The sequence below is a fragment of the Streptomyces sp. NPDC101166 genome, assembly GCF_044768125.1.
Lineage (GTDB): Bacteria > Actinomycetota > Actinomycetes > Streptomycetales > Streptomycetaceae > Streptomyces.
In genome coordinates, this window is sequence record NZ_JBIWPF010000010.1 from 244487 (window position 1) to 263662 (window position 19176).

The 19176-nt window shown below is 69.4% G+C and carries 20 protein-coding genes; 14 read left to right on the plus strand and 6 right to left on the minus strand.

The window, feature by feature from the left end:
• Positions 1-263: 263 nt before the first annotated feature.
• Genes ACIRS4_RS19795 through ACIRS4_RS19815 form a run of 5 tightly spaced genes read right to left on the minus strand, consistent with a single transcriptional unit; the run spans position 264 to position 7118 of the window.
• Positions 264-674, minus strand: coding sequence for an Imm50 family immunity protein (locus tag ACIRS4_RS19795; protein WP_404197336.1), 411 nt, complete (start codon positions 672-674; stop codon positions 264-266).
• A complete protein-coding gene (locus ACIRS4_RS19800; protein WP_404197338.1) occupies positions 661-1164 on the minus strand; it encodes an Imm50 family immunity protein in 504 nt (167 codons plus the stop codon). The genes ACIRS4_RS19795 and ACIRS4_RS19800 overlap by 14 nt, the downstream gene beginning before the upstream one ends.
• Positions 1154-5824: a putative T7SS-secreted protein gene (locus ACIRS4_RS19805; protein ID WP_404197341.1), complete on the minus strand. Its 4671-nt coding sequence runs from the start codon at positions 5822-5824 to the stop codon at positions 1154-1156. The genes ACIRS4_RS19800 and ACIRS4_RS19805 overlap by 11 nt, the downstream gene beginning before the upstream one ends.
• Positions 5824-6516, minus strand: coding sequence for a hypothetical protein (locus ACIRS4_RS19810; RefSeq protein ID WP_404197344.1), 693 nt, complete (start codon positions 6514-6516; stop codon positions 5824-5826). Before ACIRS4_RS19810 ends, ACIRS4_RS19805 begins: the two co-directional genes overlap by 1 nt.
• Complete coding sequence (locus tag ACIRS4_RS19815) at positions 6513-7118, minus strand: hypothetical protein (RefSeq protein ID WP_404197347.1); 606 nt, start codon at positions 7116-7118, stop codon at positions 6513-6515. Before ACIRS4_RS19815 ends, ACIRS4_RS19810 begins: the two co-directional genes overlap by 4 nt.
• Positions 7119-7634: 516 nt before the next feature.
• Here ACIRS4_RS19815 and ACIRS4_RS19820 point away from each other — a divergent pair.
• From ACIRS4_RS19820 to ACIRS4_RS19885, 14 genes are all read left to right on the plus strand, one after another.
• Positions 7635-8501, plus strand: coding sequence for a hypothetical protein (locus ACIRS4_RS19820; RefSeq protein WP_404197349.1), 867 nt, complete (start codon positions 7635-7637; stop codon positions 8499-8501).
• 62 nt (positions 8502-8563) lie between these two features.
• The gene (gene cpaB / locus ACIRS4_RS19825) at positions 8564-9271 is read left to right on the plus strand and encodes a Flp pilus assembly protein CpaB (protein ID WP_404197351.1); all 708 of its coding nucleotides are present in this window, start codon (positions 8564-8566) and stop codon (positions 9269-9271) included.
• Between the two features lie 12 nt (positions 9272-9283).
• Positions 9284-10531, plus strand: a complete 1248-nt coding sequence (locus tag ACIRS4_RS19830; protein WP_404197354.1) for a CpaE family protein — start codon at positions 9284-9286, stop codon at positions 10529-10531.
• Between the two features lie 5 nt (positions 10532-10536).
• Positions 10537-10944 (plus strand): TadE/TadG family type IV pilus assembly protein, encoded by a 408-nt coding sequence (locus ACIRS4_RS19835; protein WP_404197357.1) that lies wholly within the window; start codon positions 10537-10539, stop codon positions 10942-10944.
• A 1-nt stretch (position 10945) separates the two neighbouring features.
• A complete protein-coding gene (locus tag ACIRS4_RS19840) occupies positions 10946-11317 on the plus strand; it encodes a TadE/TadG family type IV pilus assembly protein (protein WP_404197360.1) in 372 nt (123 codons plus the stop codon).
• A 13-nt stretch (positions 11318-11330) separates the two neighbouring features.
• Entirely contained in the window at positions 11331-12668 is a 1338-nt protein-coding gene (locus ACIRS4_RS19845; protein WP_404197362.1) for a CpaF family protein, read from the plus strand.
• Between the two features lie 4 nt (positions 12669-12672).
• The gene (locus ACIRS4_RS19850; protein WP_404197365.1) at positions 12673-13617 is read left to right on the plus strand and encodes a type II secretion system F family protein; all 945 of its coding nucleotides are present in this window, start codon (positions 12673-12675) and stop codon (positions 13615-13617) included.
• A 16-nt stretch (positions 13618-13633) separates the two neighbouring features.
• Positions 13634-14521 carry a DUF5936 domain-containing protein gene (locus ACIRS4_RS19855; protein ID WP_404197368.1) on the plus strand — a complete coding sequence of 296 codons (888 nt, stop codon included), beginning with the start codon at positions 13634-13636 and terminating at the stop codon, positions 14519-14521.
• Between the two features lie 10 nt (positions 14522-14531).
• Complete coding sequence (locus ACIRS4_RS19860) at positions 14532-15860, plus strand: sensor histidine kinase (protein WP_404197371.1); 1329 nt, start codon at positions 14532-14534, stop codon at positions 15858-15860.
• A 14-nt stretch (positions 15861-15874) separates the two neighbouring features.
• Positions 15875-16639, plus strand: coding sequence for a response regulator (locus tag ACIRS4_RS19865; protein WP_404197373.1), 765 nt, complete (start codon positions 15875-15877; stop codon positions 16637-16639).
• Positions 16640-16756: 117 nt separating this feature from the next.
• Positions 16757-16987 carry a Flp family type IVb pilin gene (locus tag ACIRS4_RS19870; RefSeq protein WP_351097815.1) on the plus strand — a complete coding sequence of 77 codons (231 nt, stop codon included), beginning with the start codon at positions 16757-16759 and terminating at the stop codon, positions 16985-16987.
• Complete coding sequence (locus ACIRS4_RS19875) at positions 16984-17574, plus strand: pilus assembly protein TadG-related protein (RefSeq protein ID WP_404197483.1); 591 nt, start codon at positions 16984-16986, stop codon at positions 17572-17574. The genes ACIRS4_RS19870 and ACIRS4_RS19875 overlap by 4 nt, the downstream gene beginning before the upstream one ends.
• A 16-nt stretch (positions 17575-17590) precedes the next feature.
• Positions 17591-18181: a hypothetical protein gene (locus ACIRS4_RS19880; RefSeq protein ID WP_404197376.1), complete on the plus strand. Its 591-nt coding sequence runs from the start codon at positions 17591-17593 to the stop codon at positions 18179-18181.
• Positions 18182-18188: 7 nt separating this feature from the next.
• On the plus strand, positions 18189-18803 hold the full coding sequence (locus ACIRS4_RS19885) for an OmpA family protein (protein WP_130441523.1): 615 nt from the start codon (positions 18189-18191) through the stop codon (positions 18801-18803).
• On the opposite strand, the gene ACIRS4_RS19890 is transcribed toward ACIRS4_RS19885, so the two are convergent.
• Positions 18778-19155, minus strand: a complete 378-nt coding sequence (locus ACIRS4_RS19890; protein WP_404197379.1) for a DUF192 domain-containing protein — start codon at positions 19153-19155, stop codon at positions 18778-18780. The genes ACIRS4_RS19885 and ACIRS4_RS19890 overlap by 26 nt on opposite strands.
• Positions 19156-19176 lie beyond the last annotated feature (21 nt).

The window sequence follows — 19176 nt, forward strand, 5'->3', positions numbered from 1 at the left end:
CGTCCGTCCGCAGTGTCCTCACCTCACTGATGTGGTGGGGCGGGGAAATGTTTCAAGGGGGGAGGAAGGAACTTGCGCAGACTTCGATCCCCGACCGCGCCCTCGCCGCAGACCCGGCTGTGCCGCCTGGTGGTCGCCTCGTCAGAGCTCGCAGACGATGTCGCTGTCCCGCTGAGGGGGCGGGACCAGGGTGGCCCCAGGCTCCTGTCGGGGCCGACGACACCGAGCCGGTTTACCGCCCCCAGGGGGGTCGCTACCGCGCTTCAGGTGCCCTCGGCGGCCAGATACACGCGGACGCCGGCCAAACCCACCGACGAAGCGCGGAAGCTGATGCCGGCCGGCTCGCGACCGGCTTTGACGGTGACCCCTTCTCTCCGTGTGCCTGAAATATCGAAGTCCTTGGCCTCGGTGGCGCTCCACCCATTGACGGTGAATTCGGCCAGATCCTCAAATAGAAAATAGAATTCCAAGCGATTGTACGGCTTTTCACTCCACTCGGGTCGAGGGTTCGAAGGGAGGATTTTGGTGGCGAACGCAATAGTCACCGAGTCGCCTCGCTCGTCGAGGTGAACGTAGAAAAGTTCGCACTGTTCCGGTGCGGGAGGGGCGTCTGTGTAAAGTTCACCCAGAAACTGGGGTGAGCTGAGGAGATCAAGCCAATCAGGCGTGCTCATAATATGTCTTCTCGCAGGTCTCTGGGAGGGAGCTGTGACGCAGTGCGTCGAGTCGGCTCAAAAATGACCTCGGCCCGCTGTCCGATCCGTCGGAGTGAATCCGGAAAGCGCTCAAGTGCCCGATGACTACGGAGTCGCTGCACTCGAATGCAAGGTCGATCGTGTCGCTCTTCGCCCGGATGTGAACGCTCCCTCGATCTCTTTGGGGGGCCGCTTCGATCCGGGCGGTGGCCGGTGGTTCCCAGGCCTGGATCGTCATATTCTCTACCGCCAGGAACTGGAGATGGCACTGGACCGTGTCCAAGCTCGCGTCCAGCCAGCTTTGCGGGGCCGCTTCAGGGAAATATGGAAGGTCGACGCGGAGCGTCACAGTGGGGCCGCGCCAGTTGATATTGATCGAACGCACTCTTACGACATCTCCGAGTACGGGGGCGGCCCCATAAATCGAATGCAGCGCATCAGGATTGATGATCAGTTCGTCAACGGTCATAGTAGTAATGTTCCTCTGCGCCTGGAATCTGCCCGTTACGCTGGTCCTCGTACGGCCGTACGTGGACATGCGATGGCTGATAACCGGGCTCGCCCGGTTGCTGGTGTCCGAACCAATGATCCTGGTACACGATGAGGTCCCGCCCATTGGGATGCTCGTACACCTCTTCAGTGTAGAAGATGGGTCGATGGTTCTCATCCATGAGTTGCTTGGATCCCATCCACTCCGGAGTCGTGGCAGGGACATAATTGTTGACATCGATGGGTTCGGCGCCTTCCGGAATTCCTGCATCGCGCAATGCGTCGGCTTTGGCGCCTTCGAGGGAGCGTCCAACCTTACCCGGGTATTCCGGAGAAAGCCCGAGGGGGTCGCTCCACGTGTTGGGATTATCGACGTAGGTGGCAGGGTTGGGTGCGGGGCCGATCCCCAGCGGGTCGGGGCTGAGGTATCGAGCGACCTCGGGGGCATAGTGCCGGAAATAATTGTAGTGCAGCCCCGTTTCAGGATCGTAGTATTGGCCAGGGAACCGCAATGGCGTATAGGCGGTGCTATTGGTGGCCCATGCCGTCGTGCCCCACAGCGTGCTGCGTGTTCGCCAGGCGATTTCGCCCTGCTCGTCGACGAGTTCGGTCGGGGTGCCGACCAGGTCCGTGACGACCGCGAAGAAACGGGAATCGATTGCCTCCTGGGTGGCGTCGGCTCCGAGAATGCGTTCGGTCTGGGCGAGGGGATGCAAGCCCTGGTGATCCCACGTGAGGGTGACCGAGTTGGGCAGGGTGGGGCATGTCGTGGTTTGTTCGCACAGGGTTGTTCCGTCCCAGGTGAACAGGACTTGCTCGACAACCGTTTCGCCGTCCCGCGCCAGGCGGAGCTTCGCAGTGCGACGGCCCAGGGGATCGTAGGTGTAGCGCCAGCGAGTGCCGTCCGGGGTGGTGACGGAGGTCAGGCGGCTCTCCGCGTCCCACTCGTAGCGCCAGGTGTCCGGCTTGCGGGACAGCCGGGTCATCTGGCGGAGAACGACGCGGCCAAGGTCGTCGTGTTCATAGCGGACGCGGCCCGCCCGGGTGATGCGGGTGCCTCTGTATTCGCGGTCGCCGCTCGCCTCTCCGCCCGGGTGTGATTCCGGCCAGGACGCGGAAGTCTGGTTGCCCGCCGCGTCGTACGCGTACGCCTCCGTCCAGTTCGTCGCGTGCACCGCCGTCACCCGGCCCGCCGCGTCCACGTCGAAGGTGCGCCGACCCGCGAGCTGGTCGTCGATGTCGATCAGATTTCCGTCAGCGCGGTAGGTGTACGTGCGGGACTGGATCGAGTCACCCTCGGCTGCTTTCACCGACTGGGTGATCAGGCGGCCGACCTCGTCGAAGCCGTGCTCCAGGGTGACGGTCTCGCCGATTCGACGGGCCAGCTCGCGGCCTGCGATGTCGTAGGTGAAGTCAATGGACCGGCCCGATGCTGTCATGCCTGTACGCCGCCCCGCTGCGTCGTACGACCATGTCGTTGTGGCTCCGGTCGGGGTCGTGCGGCCCGTGCGGCGGCCGAGATCGTCATACGTGTAAGTCATGGTCCGGCCGTCGACTGTCTCCGAGTGCAGGCGGCCGAACCGGTCCCGCAGAATCGTGAGCGCAGTGCCGTCCGGGCTCGTCGCCCGAGCGAGCCTGTCCGTCAGGTCGTACGCGTATGTCGTGACACGGCCGGACACCACCTTGCGGATCACCCGGCCGAGCGTGTCGCGCTCGAAGGACACAACCTCGCCGATCGCGTTCACGCGGGAGTTCAGGCGGTCCGCCGCATCGTAGGTGTATGTCAGCGCGCGGTCGTCGAAGTCGGTCTCCGTGATCAGACGGCCGGCCGCATCGTAGTCGTACGTCCACGTCAAACCGTGCGGGTTCGTGACTTTTGTCAGCCGCAGCTCCATGTCGTGATCGAACTTGTAGCGCACGCCGTCCGGGCCCGTGCGGGCCGTCAACAGGTCGAAGTGCGTGTACTCGAAGCGTGAGACCCCACCCATGGGGTCGGTGTGGGTGGTGCAGTTGCCCTCGCCGTCGTACCGCCAGGATTCGGTCGTGCCGTCGGCGGCCGTACGGCGGGACAGCCGGCCCTCGATCGTCCACTCCAGGCGGGTCGTCGAGCCGGTCGCGTCTGTAATTGTGACGGGTCGGCCAAAAGCGTTGCGTTCGTAGCGTGTGACCGCACCGAGTGGGTCGGTGATCTCCGTAGGGAGGCCCCCGCGGTCGCACACGACCCTGGTCGTGTGGCCGAGGGGGTCGGTCACCGATGTCAGGTGGCCGGCCTCGTTGTAGGTGAAGTGGGTGGTCCGGCCCGTCGAGTCGGTCACCGTCGTGCGGTTGCCCCGGTCGTCGTACGTCTGGCAGATGGTCCTACCGTCCGGGTTCACCACCTTCACCGGCAGCCCGAGGTCGTTGTATTCGACCTTCCGCACGCGCCCGTCGGGACGGGTCACCGAGAGCAGGTTGCCTGCCTCGTCGTAGTCGAAGGTCGTCCGGTGGCCCAGAGGGTTCGTGTATGAGAGAAGACGGTGGTAGCGGTCGCGTTCGAAACGGGTGATCGAACCCAGGGAGTCGGTCTCGGTCATCACCTGGCAGGCGTCGTTGACGGTGTACCGTCGGGTGTGGCCCTCAGCGGTGGTAGTCGTCGTAACGCGTAGACCGGTGTCGGGGTCGCGTTCGCCGTACGACAGGCGCAAGGCCATGTGCCCGTGTGTGCCGCCCTCGGCGACGCAGCGGTCTTGGTCGTCGTACTCGTAGCTGTAACCGCGGTCGTTCGTGTCAGTCCAGGAGGTGACGCGGCCGGCCTCGTCGTAGGTGAAACGCAAGGGCAGGCCCGAAGAGTTGGTTACTTCCGTCAGATTGCCGTCCGTGTAGGAATAGCGGATCAGGACCGTGTCTGCCGCTGATAGGCGCAGGGCAGTGACCCTGCCGTTCTCCGTGGACACACGGACGTCGTAGCCAGCGCTTGAGACGATGCCCAAGAGGGTGCCCTCGGTGTCGTACTCGAAGGTGAGCCAGTTGCCGTTGCGGTCGTCGATCTGTTCCAGTATCGCCAGGCCATCACCTCGCTCGCCAAAGTGGAAAGTGCGTCCGTTCCGCGGGTCGGTGATCGTGTAACCGTCGTCCTCGCGGTTCAGCGGCCAGCGTGGGCCGTGGCTGGGGAAGGTGGGCAGGCCGGGGGCCGGGTGCGGGTAGGTGAGCAACATGCCGTCCTCGGTCACGAAGACGACGCCCTCGGAGTCGATCTCAAGACGCTGGTCGACCGTCGAGGACCAGGACGGGCCGAACCAGCGGCCGAAGCGGTAGCCCGACTCGACGCGTCGGCGGAAGACGAGAGGCAGGGCACCCGGCAGCGCCAGGTCCGTCTGTGGCAGATACATCTTGCCGGTGGTGAGGTCGACCGGGTCGGTGGGGTCCTTGTCGACCTTCTGTCGGGGATCAGGGTTGTCGTGCTCGACAGGGTTTCTTCTTGCGGTTTCGGCGGCCCCGTACGACTCCTTGCGCGCGGCTGACTCGGCGGCCTCCTCAACTCCCGCCTTGATCCCCGCGCGCATCCCGCCCCGAGCCGCCCCCAGCCCCTTCGTGCCGAGCAGCTCGGGCAGTAGTCGTCCCGTGCCCTCAGCCGGGTCTTTCACGAAGCCGTCCCAGGCAGACTTCGCCGTGCGCTCTGGGTGAGAGGCGGCCGAGACCAAACCCGACAGTGTCATGCTGACGTTCTGCAGGTACTGGGCCGGGTGGGTGATGTTGTAAGGCTCCATGGGGTTGAGGCCGCGAGCGAAGCTCACCAGGCCGGCCGTGCCCTTCACCACGCCGCCCATCAGGTGGGTGACCTCGGTGTTGACCGCCGTGTACCCGTCCTCGACGTCGGACTGGAGGCGATCCAGCGGCGGCGGCTCGGTGGGGGCGTGGGCGAGGGCGGCGGTGACCGAGGCGGCGGCGGTGCGGCCGGCGGCGTCACGCTGGCGGCGGGCCTCCTTGAGGACTTCCTGGGCGCGTTCGATGACGGCCGTGCCGGGATCCTGGAAGGGGGTCGGCCGCGGGCCGGGGTCCTCGTTCGCCTGGATCTTGGCGTTGTAGGCGTCGACGAGCTTGTTGTAGGCGTCCGCAGCCTCCTCTGAGGCCTTCCTTCCCTCCTTGTGCAAGTCGACGGCATGCCGGGCCTGCCCCTGGGCCCAGACGACTGTGTCGGCGAATTCCTCCAGAGCGTGGCCGGCCTTCTCGCAGGCGTCCGCCGCGTGCAGCCACTTGGCGGGATGTATGGCGAACTTCTCGCGGAAGGTTTCGGCGGCCTCGCCATGCCAATTCGAGGAGTCCAGCTTCCGCATGCCCTCACCGGTGGTGTCGAACGCCTTCATGAAATCCTTGAGGTGCCCGGCGGCGCGTCGGATCGCTATCGGGTCTCCGTGGACCAACTCGTCCACCTGCTCGGTTTCGCCGAGCTGTTGCTCACTTGGGGTCGCTCCCAGGTCCGAGGCCAAGTCGTCGCCGAAGTCCTCGACCTTGTCGGCGTAGTCCTCGGCACCGACCTTCTCCAGAGCCCATCCGACAGCGTCGGTGCCCTTGTCGATGCCCTCGCCGACGAGTTCTTTGCCCGCGTCGATGCCGTCACCGAGCTTGTCCAAGCCGGCGTTGACCAGGTCACCGATCCCCATCAGTCTGCATCCCCGTTCTGCTGGCCCGGCTGTGTCCCTTGCCTGGAGGCCTCGGCCCGATCTTTCGGCGACGGGCCGAAGGTTTCGTCCAGCCACTGGTCGTACTGCTGGTCACTCATCCCGATCGCGCTGTGAAGGTTCTGCGGGTTGAGGTACATCGGGCCGCCCCAGGGCGAGGTCATCGCGTCCTGGCCGGCGTCCTTCCAGCCCTGCTTGCTGTTCTCCCATGCCTGTTCGAAGGACTCTTCGCTGTAGTCGGGATTGCGGTGAGCGTCGACGCTGTTCTGGGCGAGTTCACTCCAACCCATCCGTATGACCTCGTCCTCGGAGGCATGCGGGTTGCCGATCAGAGAGTTCACGCCGATCTTCAGGGCGCCGTGGACGTACTGGTCGGTCTCGTAGAGCGTGCCCGCGGCGAGACCCACGTTTTGCGCGAAGCGATTGCCCTCGATCACGAGAGCGCGAACGCCCCACTCCCAGCGTTCGCAGAACGACTCGAACGCGGAGGTCAGGGCTCCGTGGCCCAGTTGCAGACCGGACAGGGAGAGGTCGGAGAAGCCCCGGCCCGCGCCAGCCATGCTGTCGACGCCGATTTCTTTCAGTTCGGTCAGCGTCAGGGTGATTCCCGTAGCGATCGCGTCCAGGCCCGAGGCCCTGACGTCTCTGCTCTCCACGCCCTTGTCACCGCTCACCGTGGCTCCTCCCCGTTCTCCGCATGCCTGTCCACGGCAACTGCGTCCGGTACGATCCCCGCCACTGGCGGAAACAGAACGCCTACCTGTGCGCCGCCGACGTCCAGCGCCACCCCGCACGGCGTGCCCGTCGCCCTGACGCCGACGTCCAGCAAGCGGGCTCCCAGCACCCGCCGGTATGCCCACTCCCGACTGCCTTCCCCCCTCGCCGTCGCGAATCGAGCCAGGGCCAACTCGTCGGAGAAGGCATAGATCCAGCGGATGCCGCCGAAGTCGGCGGCCAGAGGGGCCTCGTCGCCGTCGATGGGAACGAGCGGTACGAGTACGGCCGTACGCCGGAACTCGCCGAGCAGGGCCGGGAACGTATGGCGGTCACGTGCGAGGGCGTGGGCCGCGTCGGGGTAGCGCGAAACCGTGGCGGTCGGGGGAGAAGGGGCGAGCGGTAGCACTTCCGTCGCGATTGAGGGGGCCGATGGAAGGAGTTCGGTCGCGGGATCCGAGCCGCCAGGCCCCGTCCTCTCCGGAACCGTCATCGCCGCGTACTCGTCCAGCCGGGACCTGCGCTGCTGCCTCTCTGGGCCGGTTCCTCCGTTCGCCGTCATGTTCGGGATCTTCACACCAGCGGATCGCCGGATGCAACGCGAAGCCCGCAGGTGGCGCGAAGTCCGCGGATGCTTCCCGAAGCCGCTGGGAGCCCAAAACCCTTGGTCCACCGACCGCTGTCAGGGCAGCCTGTGCACGTGCGGCCTCACGGCGCCCGACCACTTGTTCCCCTGCGTGGCCGCTGTCCGCGTCACGGCCGGACTCGAAGCCGACTTCCTTACGTTGTTCACGACCGTGGACGCCTGAGCCGCTCCGGCCTGAGTGACGGTGGCGGTCATCGCTCCCGACCAGAACCGGTTGATCCTCGCCGAGGTCCCGTCGATGGGGGGCCGCTGTGCGCAACCTGCCCCGGTTTGCCGTCACTTGCGCCGAAGACAGTCTCCGAGAGGCCGTCGAAAGCGGTTCTCCGGCCACAACCACGTGGTTACAGTGCTGATGTAGTCACGCAATGAAGTCACCCCGGTGCACCGGAGTAACACCGACGCACCGGACCGCGGGAAGTCGGGGAGCTGCGCGTGCCAACTGCCATTGCCGTGACCGGCGCCGATCTGGCGCTGCCGCCGCAGGACGAACGGACCCTGCCCGCGGCCGTCCTCGACGGCCTCGACCGCCGCCCCCTCGACGAGGCCGTCGCCGCCGTCCAGAGCCTTCTCGACCAGCACGGCCATGTGATCGTCCTGTACTCACGGGCCACACCCGCGGCCGTCGCGCAGCGGCTGCACACTGTGCGCTCCCTCCTGGAGAGCGACCGCGTCGCCCTGTTCCGGCCCGAACTGCCCCCGCTCTCGGTCGCCGTGCTGGCCCGCCAGTTACGCCAGCTGGCCTCCTGCGACCTCGGCCCCGGCGTCCTCGCCTCCGCGGGCCGGCTCCTCACCCACTACCTCCACGCCGGCGCCCTCCTCGCCTCCGTCGCCCGTCTCGATCGCGTCCCCGTCGGCCTGAAGTCGCACGCCCGCTCCTGGATGCCGGGCAGCCAGTTCGGGGTCCTCGCACACCCCCAGCCGCAGTTGGTCAAGGCCGGCCCCGAAACCGTCCTTCCCGGACCGGAGTTCGGGACGTGGATGCTGGTCGCCCGCGGCCAGCTCCAGTCCGACTGGGTCACCGGCGTCCTCGCCCCCGCCTGGCAGGCCCAGGGGCTGCGCGAGACCGAACTGCCCGCCGAGTCCGCCCAGTGGTGGGGCACCGGCCGGCTGATCGAGTTCTGCGCCTACCTGCCCGACCTGTCGGTCCTCTACCAACTGGTCGCCTCCGTACGGCAGACCGTCTGCCATTGGTGCGGCATCGACGTCATCGGCGACCGCTGCGTCTTCTGCTCCGCCACCCCGCCGCCTCCCGACGAGATCGCCGCCCGCCCCGCCCGCGCGCTCACCGCGGGCGGCTGAACAGCTCAGGAACCCAGCGCGTCCGTCCCGCTCGACCCGACCCCCAACGAGGTTGCACGGAAATGAACTCCCGTCAGCGCCGCGGCGTGATCCTCCTGCTCCTGTCGGTCCTGTGCGCCCTCGGCGCCTTCGCCGGTGTCCTCTCCGTCATCGACGACGTGCGCTCCAAGGTCGGCCCGGAGGTCGCCGCGTACCGGCTCAGGGCGAACATCGCGCCCTACACGCCGCTCACCGCGGCCCAGTTCGAGAAGATCGAGATGCCTGAGCGCTGGCTGTCCGACAACGCCGTCACCGACCTCGCCGCCATCCGCGGCAAGATCGCCGTGACGACCCTGAAGAAGGGCTCCCTGCTCCAGAGCGACATGATCGTCGACCAGCCCGCCCTCCAGCCCGGCGAGCAGGAGGTCGCCATCATGATCGACGCGGCCACCGGCGTCGCCGGCAAGATCACCCCGGGCTCCTCCGTCAACGTCTACGCCACCTTCGAGGGCGCCAAGCAGAGCGACCCCGACCAGTCGAAGATCATCGTCACCAACGCCCGCGTCCTCGACGTCGGCGAGCTCACCGCGCTCCGGCCCGACGCCGACGACCGCACCCGCCGGCCCACCGACGCGGTCCCCATCACCTTCGCGCTGTCCACCCGCGACGCCCAGCGCATCACGTACGCCGAGTCGTTCGCCAAGCGCGTCCGACTCGCCCTGGTGGCGCCCGGCACCCCCACCACGGTCCCCGATCAGGACCGGACGTACGAACTCGCCACGGACAAGTGAGAGGCCGCCGCCATGCCCACGAGGATCCTCCCGGCCGTCGGCGACGCGGACGCGGTCCGCTCCCTCACCACCCTGCTCAGCCAGCTGCCCGACGCCGAGCCCCTCACGCCGGTCACCGACTCCACCCAGCTCGTCGACGCCCTCGGCCGCCTCGCCGCGGAGTCCATCGACGAACTCCCCGAAGTCGTCGTCGTCCACGAACGGATCGGCCCCGTACCGGCGCTGGAACTCGTGCGCGAGGTCGCCCTGCGCTTTCCCGCCGTCGGCGTCGTCCTCGTCACCACCGACGTGAGCCCCGGCCTCTTCCAGGCCGCCATGGACGCCGGCGCCCGCGGCCTGGTCACCCTCCCGCTGAGCTACGAGGAACTCGCCAGCCGCGTCCAGTCCGTCGCCCAGTGGTCGGTCGGCGTACGACGCCATCTCGGCCACGGCGGCGACGTGTTCACCGGCGTCGGCGGCACCGTCGTCACCGTCAGCGGCGCGAAGGGCGGCGTCGGCGCGACCCTGCTCGCCGTCCAGCTCGCCCTGGCCGCCCAGGCCTCCGGCCGGCCAACGGCCCTCGTCGACATGGACCTCCAGACCGGCGACGTCGCCTCCTACCTGGACGTGCAGTTCCGCCGCTCCGTCGTCGACCTCGCCGCCATCGCCGACATCTCGCCCCGCATCCTCGCCGAGGCCGTCTTCCGCCACGACAGCGGCGTCGCCCTGCTCCTCGCCCCCGGTGAGGGCGAGCGCGGCGAGGAGGTCACCGACCGCGCCGCCCGCCAGATCATCGGCGCCCTGCGCTCCCGCTACGAGGTCGTCGTCGTCGACTGCGGCGCCCAGCTCGCCGGCGCCGGCGCCGCCGCCGTGGAGATGGCCGACCGGGCGCTGCTGGTCACCACCCCCGACGTGGTCGCGGTCCGGGGCGCCAAACGCGCCGTCCGCATGTGGGACCGGCTCCAGATCCGCAAGGCGGAGGAGACCACGGTCGTCGTCAACCGCCACGGCCGCGCAACGGAGATCCAGCCCGCGCTGATCCAGCGCATCGCCGGCACCGCCGTCGCGGCGACCACGGTCCCGGCGAACTTCAAGGAACTCCAGGCGGCCGTCGACGCCGGCCGCGTCCACGACCTCGACGCCAAGGGCGCGGTCCGGCAGGCGATGTGGGCGCTCGCGGGAGAGCTGGGGCTGGTCAGGACGCCCGGGGGCGAGCTGGAGCGCCGCGGGGGGCGCGCCCGGGAGCGGGGCGCGGGCGGCCTGCGACGGCGGAAGGAGTGAGGGTGATGAAGGGCGCCGCCCCGGCGAAGAGGGCAGGACGGCTCGCGCGGGACCGGGGCCAGGTCACGATCGAGTTCCTCGGCATGACCCCGCTGATCATCGTGACCTTGGCCGTGGTCTGGCAGTTCGTACTGGTGGGATACACGTTCACGCTCGCGGGGCATGCCGCCGACGAGGCGGTACGGGCGGGGACGGCGGCGCCACGGGGGGAGCGGTCCGCGGTGTGCGAACAGGCGGGACTCAAGAACCTGCCGCCGGCGTGGAAGGGGAACGCCGAGGTGACCTGCGACACCGACGGCTATGTGACGGCCCAGGTCACCCTGCACGTCCCCGTCCTCTTCCCGGGCCTGATCGACTTCCCGTTCCCGGTGCACGGCCACGCCGGCGCCGTAGAGGAAGAGGACGACGACTGACATGCGGCGCCCACACGCACGCCGGGGACGGGACCGGGGCCAAGTGGCTCTGGAGTACCTGGGTTTTCTGCCACTCCTCCTTCTCGTGGCGCTGGCCGCCGTCCAGTTGGGCCTGATCGCGTACGCCGCCCAGCAGGCCGGCACCGCGGCCCGCGCGGGCGCCCGCAGCGCCTCCCTCGCCGGCGACCCGCAGGGGGACTGCGCGCGGGCGGTGAGCGGCTGGCTCAACGCCCGCTGCGGTGATGTCGCGTACTCGGGCGACGAGGTCCAGGTCACCTCCACCGTCGACATCCCGTCCGTCATCCCCGGCATCGGGGACTTCGGCGAGGCCCACAAGACGGCCACCATGCCGGTCGACCACCGAAGCCCATGAGGAGGAACGGAAGATGAGCCTACGGGCCCGCATCACCTCCCCCGAGGAGAACGGCGGCCGGGGCGAGGACGGCCACCTGGTCTCCTCGTACCGGGCGAAACTGCTGGAGGAGATCGACCTCGCCGAGATGAGCTCGCTCGCGGCGGCCGAGCGCCGGGCGCGCCTGGAGCGCGTCCTCGGGCACATCATCAGCCGCGAGGGCCCGGTGCTGTCCACCGTCGAACGCTCGCAGCTGATCCGCCGCGTCGTCGACGAGGCCCTCGGCCTCGGCATCCTGGAGCCGCTCCTGGAGGACGCCTCCATCACCGAGATCATGGTCAACGGCCCTGACGCGATCTTCGTCGAGCGGGCCGGCCGGGTGGAGCAGCTCCCCATCCGCTTCGCCTCCGACGACCAGCTGATGCAGACCATCGAGCGCATCGTCTCCACGGTCAACCGGCGTGTGGACGAGACGAACCCCATGGTCGACGCCCGACTGCCGTCCGGCGAACGCGTCAACGTCATCATCCCGCCGCTGTCGCTGACCGGCCCCACCCTCACCATCCGCCGCTTCCCGCGCTCCTTCACCCTCAACGAGCTGATCGGCTTCGGCTCCCTCGACGAGTCCATGGTCCATCTGCTGGCCGGCCTGGTGCAGGCGAGGTTCAACGTGATCGTGTCCGGCGCCACCGGCACCGGCAAGACCACCCTGCTGAACGCCCTGTCCGGACTCATCCCCGACGGCGAACGCATCATCACCATCGAGGACTCGGCCGAACTCCAGCTCCAGCAGTCGCACGTGATCCGGCTGGAGTCCCGCCCGCCGAACGTCGAGGGCAAGGGCCGCATCACCATCCGCGACCTGGTCCGCAACTCCCTGCGGATGCGGCCCGACCGGATCGTGGTCGGCGAGGTCCGCGGCGGGGAGTCGCTCGACATGCTCCAGGCCATGTCCACCGGCCACGACGGCTCCCTCGCCACCGTCCACGCCAACAGCGCCGAGGACGCGCTGATGCGGTTGCAGACCCTGGCCTCCATGAGCGACGTCGAGATCCCCTTCGTCGCCCTGCACGACCAGATCAACAGCGCCGTCGACGTCGTCATCCAGCTCACCCGCTTCGCCGACGGCGTCCGCCGCATCACCGAGATCGCCCTGCTGGAGAGCCACGGGGGAGAGCCGTACCGGCTGGCGACGATCGCCCGGTTCAACGCCCGGCCGATGACCGCGGACGGCCGCGTCCACGGCGCCTTCGAGTACTTCCCCCTCCCGCGCCGCACCGCCGACCGCCTCTACATGGCGAGCCAGCCCGTCCCGCAGGCCTTCGGAGTGGCCCGCACCCTCGACGAACTGACGACCAGGGAAGCCCGGTAGCCGCATGGACCTCGACACCCTCATCAGCCTCACCACCGGCGCCGCCCTGCTGACCTGCGCCCTGGCCGTCGCCGGCGTGCACGTCCACGCCAAGGGGCGCGCCCAGCGCGCGGCGCTCGTGGAACGGCTGTCGTACACCGGACAGGTCACGGCGACCGGACGCCGGCGCCGCTTCCGCACCCTGGACCGGCGGCTGCGCCGTACGACGGCGGGCCGCAGGCTGGAACGGAAGCTGGCGGCGACCGGCCTGGACGTCACACCAGGGGAGTTCGCCGTCTGCATGCTGGCGGCGGTGGCCGGACTGTGGCTGATCGGCCAGGCCACCCTGGCCCCCTTCTTCGGCCCGCTGGCCGGACTCCTGGGCCTCTGGGCGGCCTGGCAGTTCCTCAACTGGCAACGCCAGAAACGCATCGAGCGCTTCATCAACCAACTCCCCGAACTGGCCCGCATCCTGGCCAACGCGACCAACGCCGGACTCGCCCTGCGCACCGCGATCGGCATGGCGGCGGAGGAGCTCGAAGCCCCCGCCGGCGAGGAACTGGCGAAGGTGGCCAACCAGTTGGCCGTCGGGCACTCCCTCGACGACGCTCTGGGTGAACTCGCCGACCGCCTCCCCTCCCGCGAACTGGTCGTCCTCGTCACCACGTTGGTCCTCTCCAACCGCGCCGGCGGCCAGGTCGTCGGCGCCCTGCGCAACCTGACGGAGACCCTCGAGGAACGCAAGGAGACCCGACGCGAGGTTCGCACGCAGTTGTCCCAGGTGAACATGACGTCCTACGCGGTGCCCGCGCTGGGCGTCGGGGCACTGTTCCTCATGGACAGCGTCGAGGACGGCACCCTGGACCGTATGACGGGCTCGGCCGTCGGCCAGGCCTGCGTGATCGTCGCCTTCGCCCTCTACGCCGTCGGCTTCGTCCTCATCCGCCGCATGTCCCGCATCGACGTCTGAGGAGGGAACCCACGGCATGGAACTCCTGCTCGCACTCCTCATGGCCCTCGCCGTCTGGGGCGTCTTCACCGGCATCCGCATGTACCGGGCCGAGGTGAAACTCCCCGGCGACCTGGCCCTCGCCCTGGAGGTCGGCTCCACCCGCACCGGCGCGGTGGGCTCGCTCGTCGACCGGCTGGGCATGCGCTACGCGCCCGCGGTGCTGCGGCTCATGGGCCCCCGGCAGGTCGCCCGCTACCGGCGCCGCATCGACCTGGCCGGCAACCCCGGCGGACTCACCGTCGACCGCTATGCGGCCCGCCGCGCGGTCTACGGCGCGATCGGCGCCCTCGGCGTCCTCGCCGCGCTCCTCCAGGGCAGCTTCTTCATCGCCCTGCTGATGTTCGCCTTCGCCGCGTTCTGGTCCGAGGTCGGCATCTGGTCGGCGATCCGCGTCCGCAAGGACGCCATCGAACGCACCTTGCCGGACTTCCTCGACGTGCTGGCCGTCGTCGTCAGCGCGGGCCTCGGCTTCCGCCAGGCCCTGGACCGCGTCGCGTCCCGCTACCAGGGCCCGTGGGCGGACGAGATCCGCATCACCCTGCGCCAGATGGACCTCGGCGTCAGCCGCCGCGAGGCCTTCCAGGAACTGCGCCGCCGCAACGACTCCGAACAGGTCGCCATGTTCGTCACCGCGCTCCAGCAGGGCGAGGAACTGGGCGCGCCGATCGTCGACACCCTCGTCTCCATCGCCAAGGACATGCGCCGCACGGACGCCCAGAACGCCCGCCGCAAGGCCGCGCGCGCGGTCCCCAAGGCCACCTTGATGATCACCACGTTCATGGTCCCGGCCACGATGCTCCTCCTCGGCGCGGGCATGCTGCTCGGCTCCGGCACCGACTTCAGCTCGATCACGGGCGAGTAGGGGGAGCGGGATGGCCATGACGGCGGCGGCACGGCGGGAAGACAGGGGGCCGAGAGCGCTGTTCGGACGCGGAACAGCACCTCGGGAGCCCGTGACCGGCCCACCGCTCACCCTCCAGATCAACGCCCTCCAGGCGATGTGCCGGCAGGTCTTCGGCTTCCGCCTCGCCATGATCGCCCTGGCCGCCCCGGCGGCGCTCCTCAACGCCACCCCCGGTCTGGGCGTCCGCCTGGTGGGCGCGGCCGTCGTCATCACCTTCATGGGCTCCTACGTCCTCTTCCGCGACTGGGAGCGCTTCGGCCCCCTCCTCCTGCGCCACCCCAGCCTCCTGGCCGTCGACACCCTCTTCGGCACCCTGCTGCTGGTCTCCGCGGGCCCCGACACCACGCTCGCCTACGTCAGCGTCTGCACCCCGCTGCTCGCCGGCATCGTCTACGGCTGGCGCGGCGCCGCCTGCTTCGCCTCCCTCCAGTCGCTGATCCTGCTGCTGGTCCACGCCACCCTGGAGCGGGAGTCGGGCACCGGCCTCGCCGAGAGACTGCTGCTGCCCGGCTTCTGCCTCATCACCGGGGCCGTGGGATCCGCACTGCGCGGCCTCATGCTGCGCTTCGGCACCGCGACCCAGGCGCTGACCGCCGTCCGGGCCCGGCTCGCCGTCACCGAGGCGGTCGCCGCCGAACGGGCCCGGCTCGCCCGCGAGATGCACGACTCCGTCGCCAAGACCCTGCACGGCGTCGCCCTCGCGGCGGACGGCCTGGCCCGCTCGGCGACATCGCCGCACCCCGACCCCGAGCGGGTACGGCAACAGGCCGAACTCGTCGCCCGCGCCGCCCGCCGGGCCGCCGCCGAGTCCCGCGAACTCCTCACCGACCTGCGCCGGGAGTCCGACCCGGCGCACGGCGTCGACATCCTGGCCGAACTGGCCGCTCTCACAGAGGACTTCGCGGCCCGTACGGATCTGCCGACCGCGTACCACGCCATGGGTGACCGCTCCTCCCTCCCCGTTCCGCCCGCTGTGGCCCGCCACCTCCTGACGATCGCCTCCGAGGCGCTGGAGAACGCCCACCGTCACGCGGGTCCCGCCCATGTCCGGGTGCGGGCGGGCGTGGACGGCGACCTGCTCCGCGTCGGCGTCCTCGACGACGGCCGCGGCCTGCCGCCCGACACCGACCTCGGACAACTGCGGATCGACGGCCACTTCGGGATCGTCGGCATGACCGAGCGGGCCGCCTCCGTCGGCGCCCGCGTCACCATCGGACCCGGTCCGGACGCCCGCGGCACCGAAGTCCTCCTGGAACTGCCGCTCGACGCCCTGACCGACCACCCGCTCACCGCATGAGAGGAGGCCGCCCGATGCCGAACCAGCCGCCGCCCGGCCGGGAACCCGACCGCACGCCCGCCCTCGCGCCCGTGCGCGTGGTCGTGGCGGACGACAACCCGGTGGTCCGCGCGGGCCTGACCGCGCTGCTCTGCGACCGGCAGGACATCCACGTCGTCGCGGAGGCCGTCGACGGCCGCCAGGCCTACGAGGCCACCCTGCTGCACCGGCCCGACGTCGTCCTCCTCGACGTCCGCATGCCGGGCGTGGACGGCCTCTCCGTCCTGCCCCACCTGGCGCCGATCGCCCCGGTGCTGATGCTCACCTACAGCGACGAGCACAGGATCGTTCAGGAGGCCCTGCTGCGGGGGGCCGGCGGCTACCTGGTCCACGGGGAGTTCACCGTGGACGAGCTGCTCTCCGCCGTAAGGGACGCCCGCCGGGGCCGCGCCCACTTCAGCCCGACGGCGGCCACCGCGGCCCTCGCCCACCTCCGCGCCGGTGCGACTGCACATGCTGACGTAGACCCAATCCCCCCATTCTCGGGAACTTTTACGGAACCGCTTTCGCAACTGCAATCGCCTGTGGGACAGTCACGCACAGGGTTTCGGCTCAGCGGGAGGGAGGCGGAGATCATGGACCTGATCGCCTCGGGCATGAACAACCAGCAGATCGCCGCCGCCTGCTTCATCAGCGAGAAGACGGTCAAGAACCACATCAACCGCATCTTCGCCAAGCTGCACAGCAGCAGCCGCGCCGAAGCGGCGGCCAAGTGGCTGGGCACGGCGGTGACGACATGAAGACGCGCCGCCGGTCGACGACTTGGGCCCGACCTTGGGCCCTGGGACCCTCCCCCTCCTCCCGCCGCGCGCCCTACGTTCCTCCTGCCGGTAACGCCTCATACGGAGAGGAACGCCATGAGCGACCTGATGCTGAAGACCACCGTCGCGGCCAGGACCCGGGTGAGCGGCTGGGCCGACACCACGGTCCGGGCGATGCGCCGTCGCGGCGACCGGGGGCAGACGGCGGTCGAGTACCTGGGCATCATCGCGGTGGTGGTGGCGATCGTGGTGCTGATCGCGAACACGAATCTCGGGGCCACCATCGTCAACAAGCTCACCGCTCAGATCGCCAAGGTTGCTCCCTGACTCGACGCTGCGGTCACGGCGACGCAGGGCAGGTCTTCCCCATCTACATCACGGTGGTGGCGGGCCTGCTCTTTGTCGCGTTCGCGTTCTTCGCGGTCGGCCAGGCGGCGGTGAAGCGCAACGACGCGCAAACGGCCGCGGACGCCGCGGCGCTGGCGGCGGCCCAGGAGACCAGGGACGAGCTCGCCGACCTGTGGGTGCTGGCCGTTCTCGACCCGACGAAGTGGCAGGGCATCTTCGACGGCGACGGCGGAAGCAACCGGTGCGAGCGGGCGGTCGAGCTGGCCGCGATGAACGACGCGAAGGCCCAATGCTTCCCTGACGGCCCTCTGAGTTACAGAGTCAAAGTGGCTACGAACAAGCCCATCGGCGAGTCGGTCGTGCCCGGCACGGCGGGCAAGCACGCGCACGCCGAGGCCGTCGCGGTGATCGAGCCGCTGTGCGACCCTCCCGGCCAGATCCCACCGGGCAATGGACTGCCCACGCTCAACTGCGACGACGACGTCGACTGGGTGCTGGACCCGGCGGACCTGACCGAGCTGCCCGGGCCCGAGGACCTGTTCGACGTCCACCTGGCCGCCGGATGACGAAGGAAGCGGAGTGATGAACATGCGATGCACGGCGAAGGCCCGAAGGGGGATGGTCGCGCTGGCGGTCGTCGCGGGGCTCGCCCTGGGCTCGGCCGCGTGCGGGAGCGGAGGTGACGGCGGCGGCGACGGAAAGAAGCCGCAGAGCTCGTCGCCCGCTTCCAAGCCCGGAGGATCGCAACCCAACCCGCAAGAAGGGAAGTCCGAGGCACCCATCGCCGAGGTGAAGGGCCCCGGCGGACTGCTCCTTCAGATCACCGCCGCGGTACGGGATTCCGGTGGCTTCGTCACCGTCAACGGTTCCCTGAAGAACGATGGGGCACAAGTGGCGGTTATCCCACTGGAGTTGAGCGGCAACGAAACCGAGATCATGAACAACGGCAGGTCCCTCGGCGGAGCCACCCTCGTCGACTCGAAGAGCAAGAAGCGCTATTACGTTCTCCGTGACACCGAAGGCCGCCCCCTCACCACCACAGGCTTCTCCACTCTCAAAGCCGGCGAATCGATCGACGTCTTCCTCCAGTTCCCGGCCCCGCCCGCCGACACCGCCGACGTCTCCTTCCAACTCCCGCTGTTCCCCAGCGCGGTAGTCAAGATCTCCGGGTGAGGCCGCCATGACCCCACGCCTCACCCTCGCGGTGGTCACAGCCACCTTGGTGATCGTCGGCACGGCCCCCACCGCGCACGCCGACACCTCGCCCAGCGTCCCCCCGGGCACGGAGCCCACCGCCGCCGCCCCCGTGAAGGTCGACGCCAACGACCCGGATCTCAAGCTGCCCGAGGGCGGCACCCTCGCCGAGCCCAAGGTGCTGGACATCAAGGAGGTCGTCGAGGACGAGTCGGGTGACGAGCGGCGCGAGGACACCAACGCGGACGTGACGTTCGCCCTCCAGGCGGAGGTCCTGTTCGGCAAGGACAGCGCGCGGCTCGGCGCGGCGGCGAAGGCACGGGTCGCGGCGATCGCCGCCGAGATCAAGAAGCAGAACACCACCCTGGTCCGCGTCTTCGGCTTCACCGACAACCTGGGCTCCTCCGCCCACGGCGACGTCCTGTCGAAACAGCGCGCCGACGCCGTCCAGGCCGAACTCGCCGGCGACCTGAACAACCCGGGCATCACCTTCGAGGTGCGCGGCTACGGCGAGCAGTATCCGATCTCCGACAACTCCACAGAGGAGGGCCGCAAGAAGAACCGCCGAGTGGAGGTCACCTTCCCCCGCACGACGAACTGACGACCTCGACCCGGGCCCCGGCCCGTACCCCCCACCCCGCCATCGCCCCCGCCTCCGCCTCCAGCACGTGCCGGGCTCGCAGACGGGGCAGGCCGAGGCGGCCCGGGGGCATGGTGCGTACCGTCAGGACGTTCAGGCGGCGGTCCAGGTAGGCCACGTCGATGGGGATGCGCATGCGGAAGGTGTGGACGCTGTTGGCGGGGGACAGCAGCAGCGCCCCGTCCAGGGAGGTCCGCCCGAGCAGCCCTCTCGTGCGGGCGCGGTAGGAGGACGCGATCTCCAGGGGGACGGTGACCGCCCCCGCGTCCCCGTGCACGATCAGACGACCCCGTCCGTCACGCCAGCGCGCCATGTCCCGTCTCCCCTCGGCGGT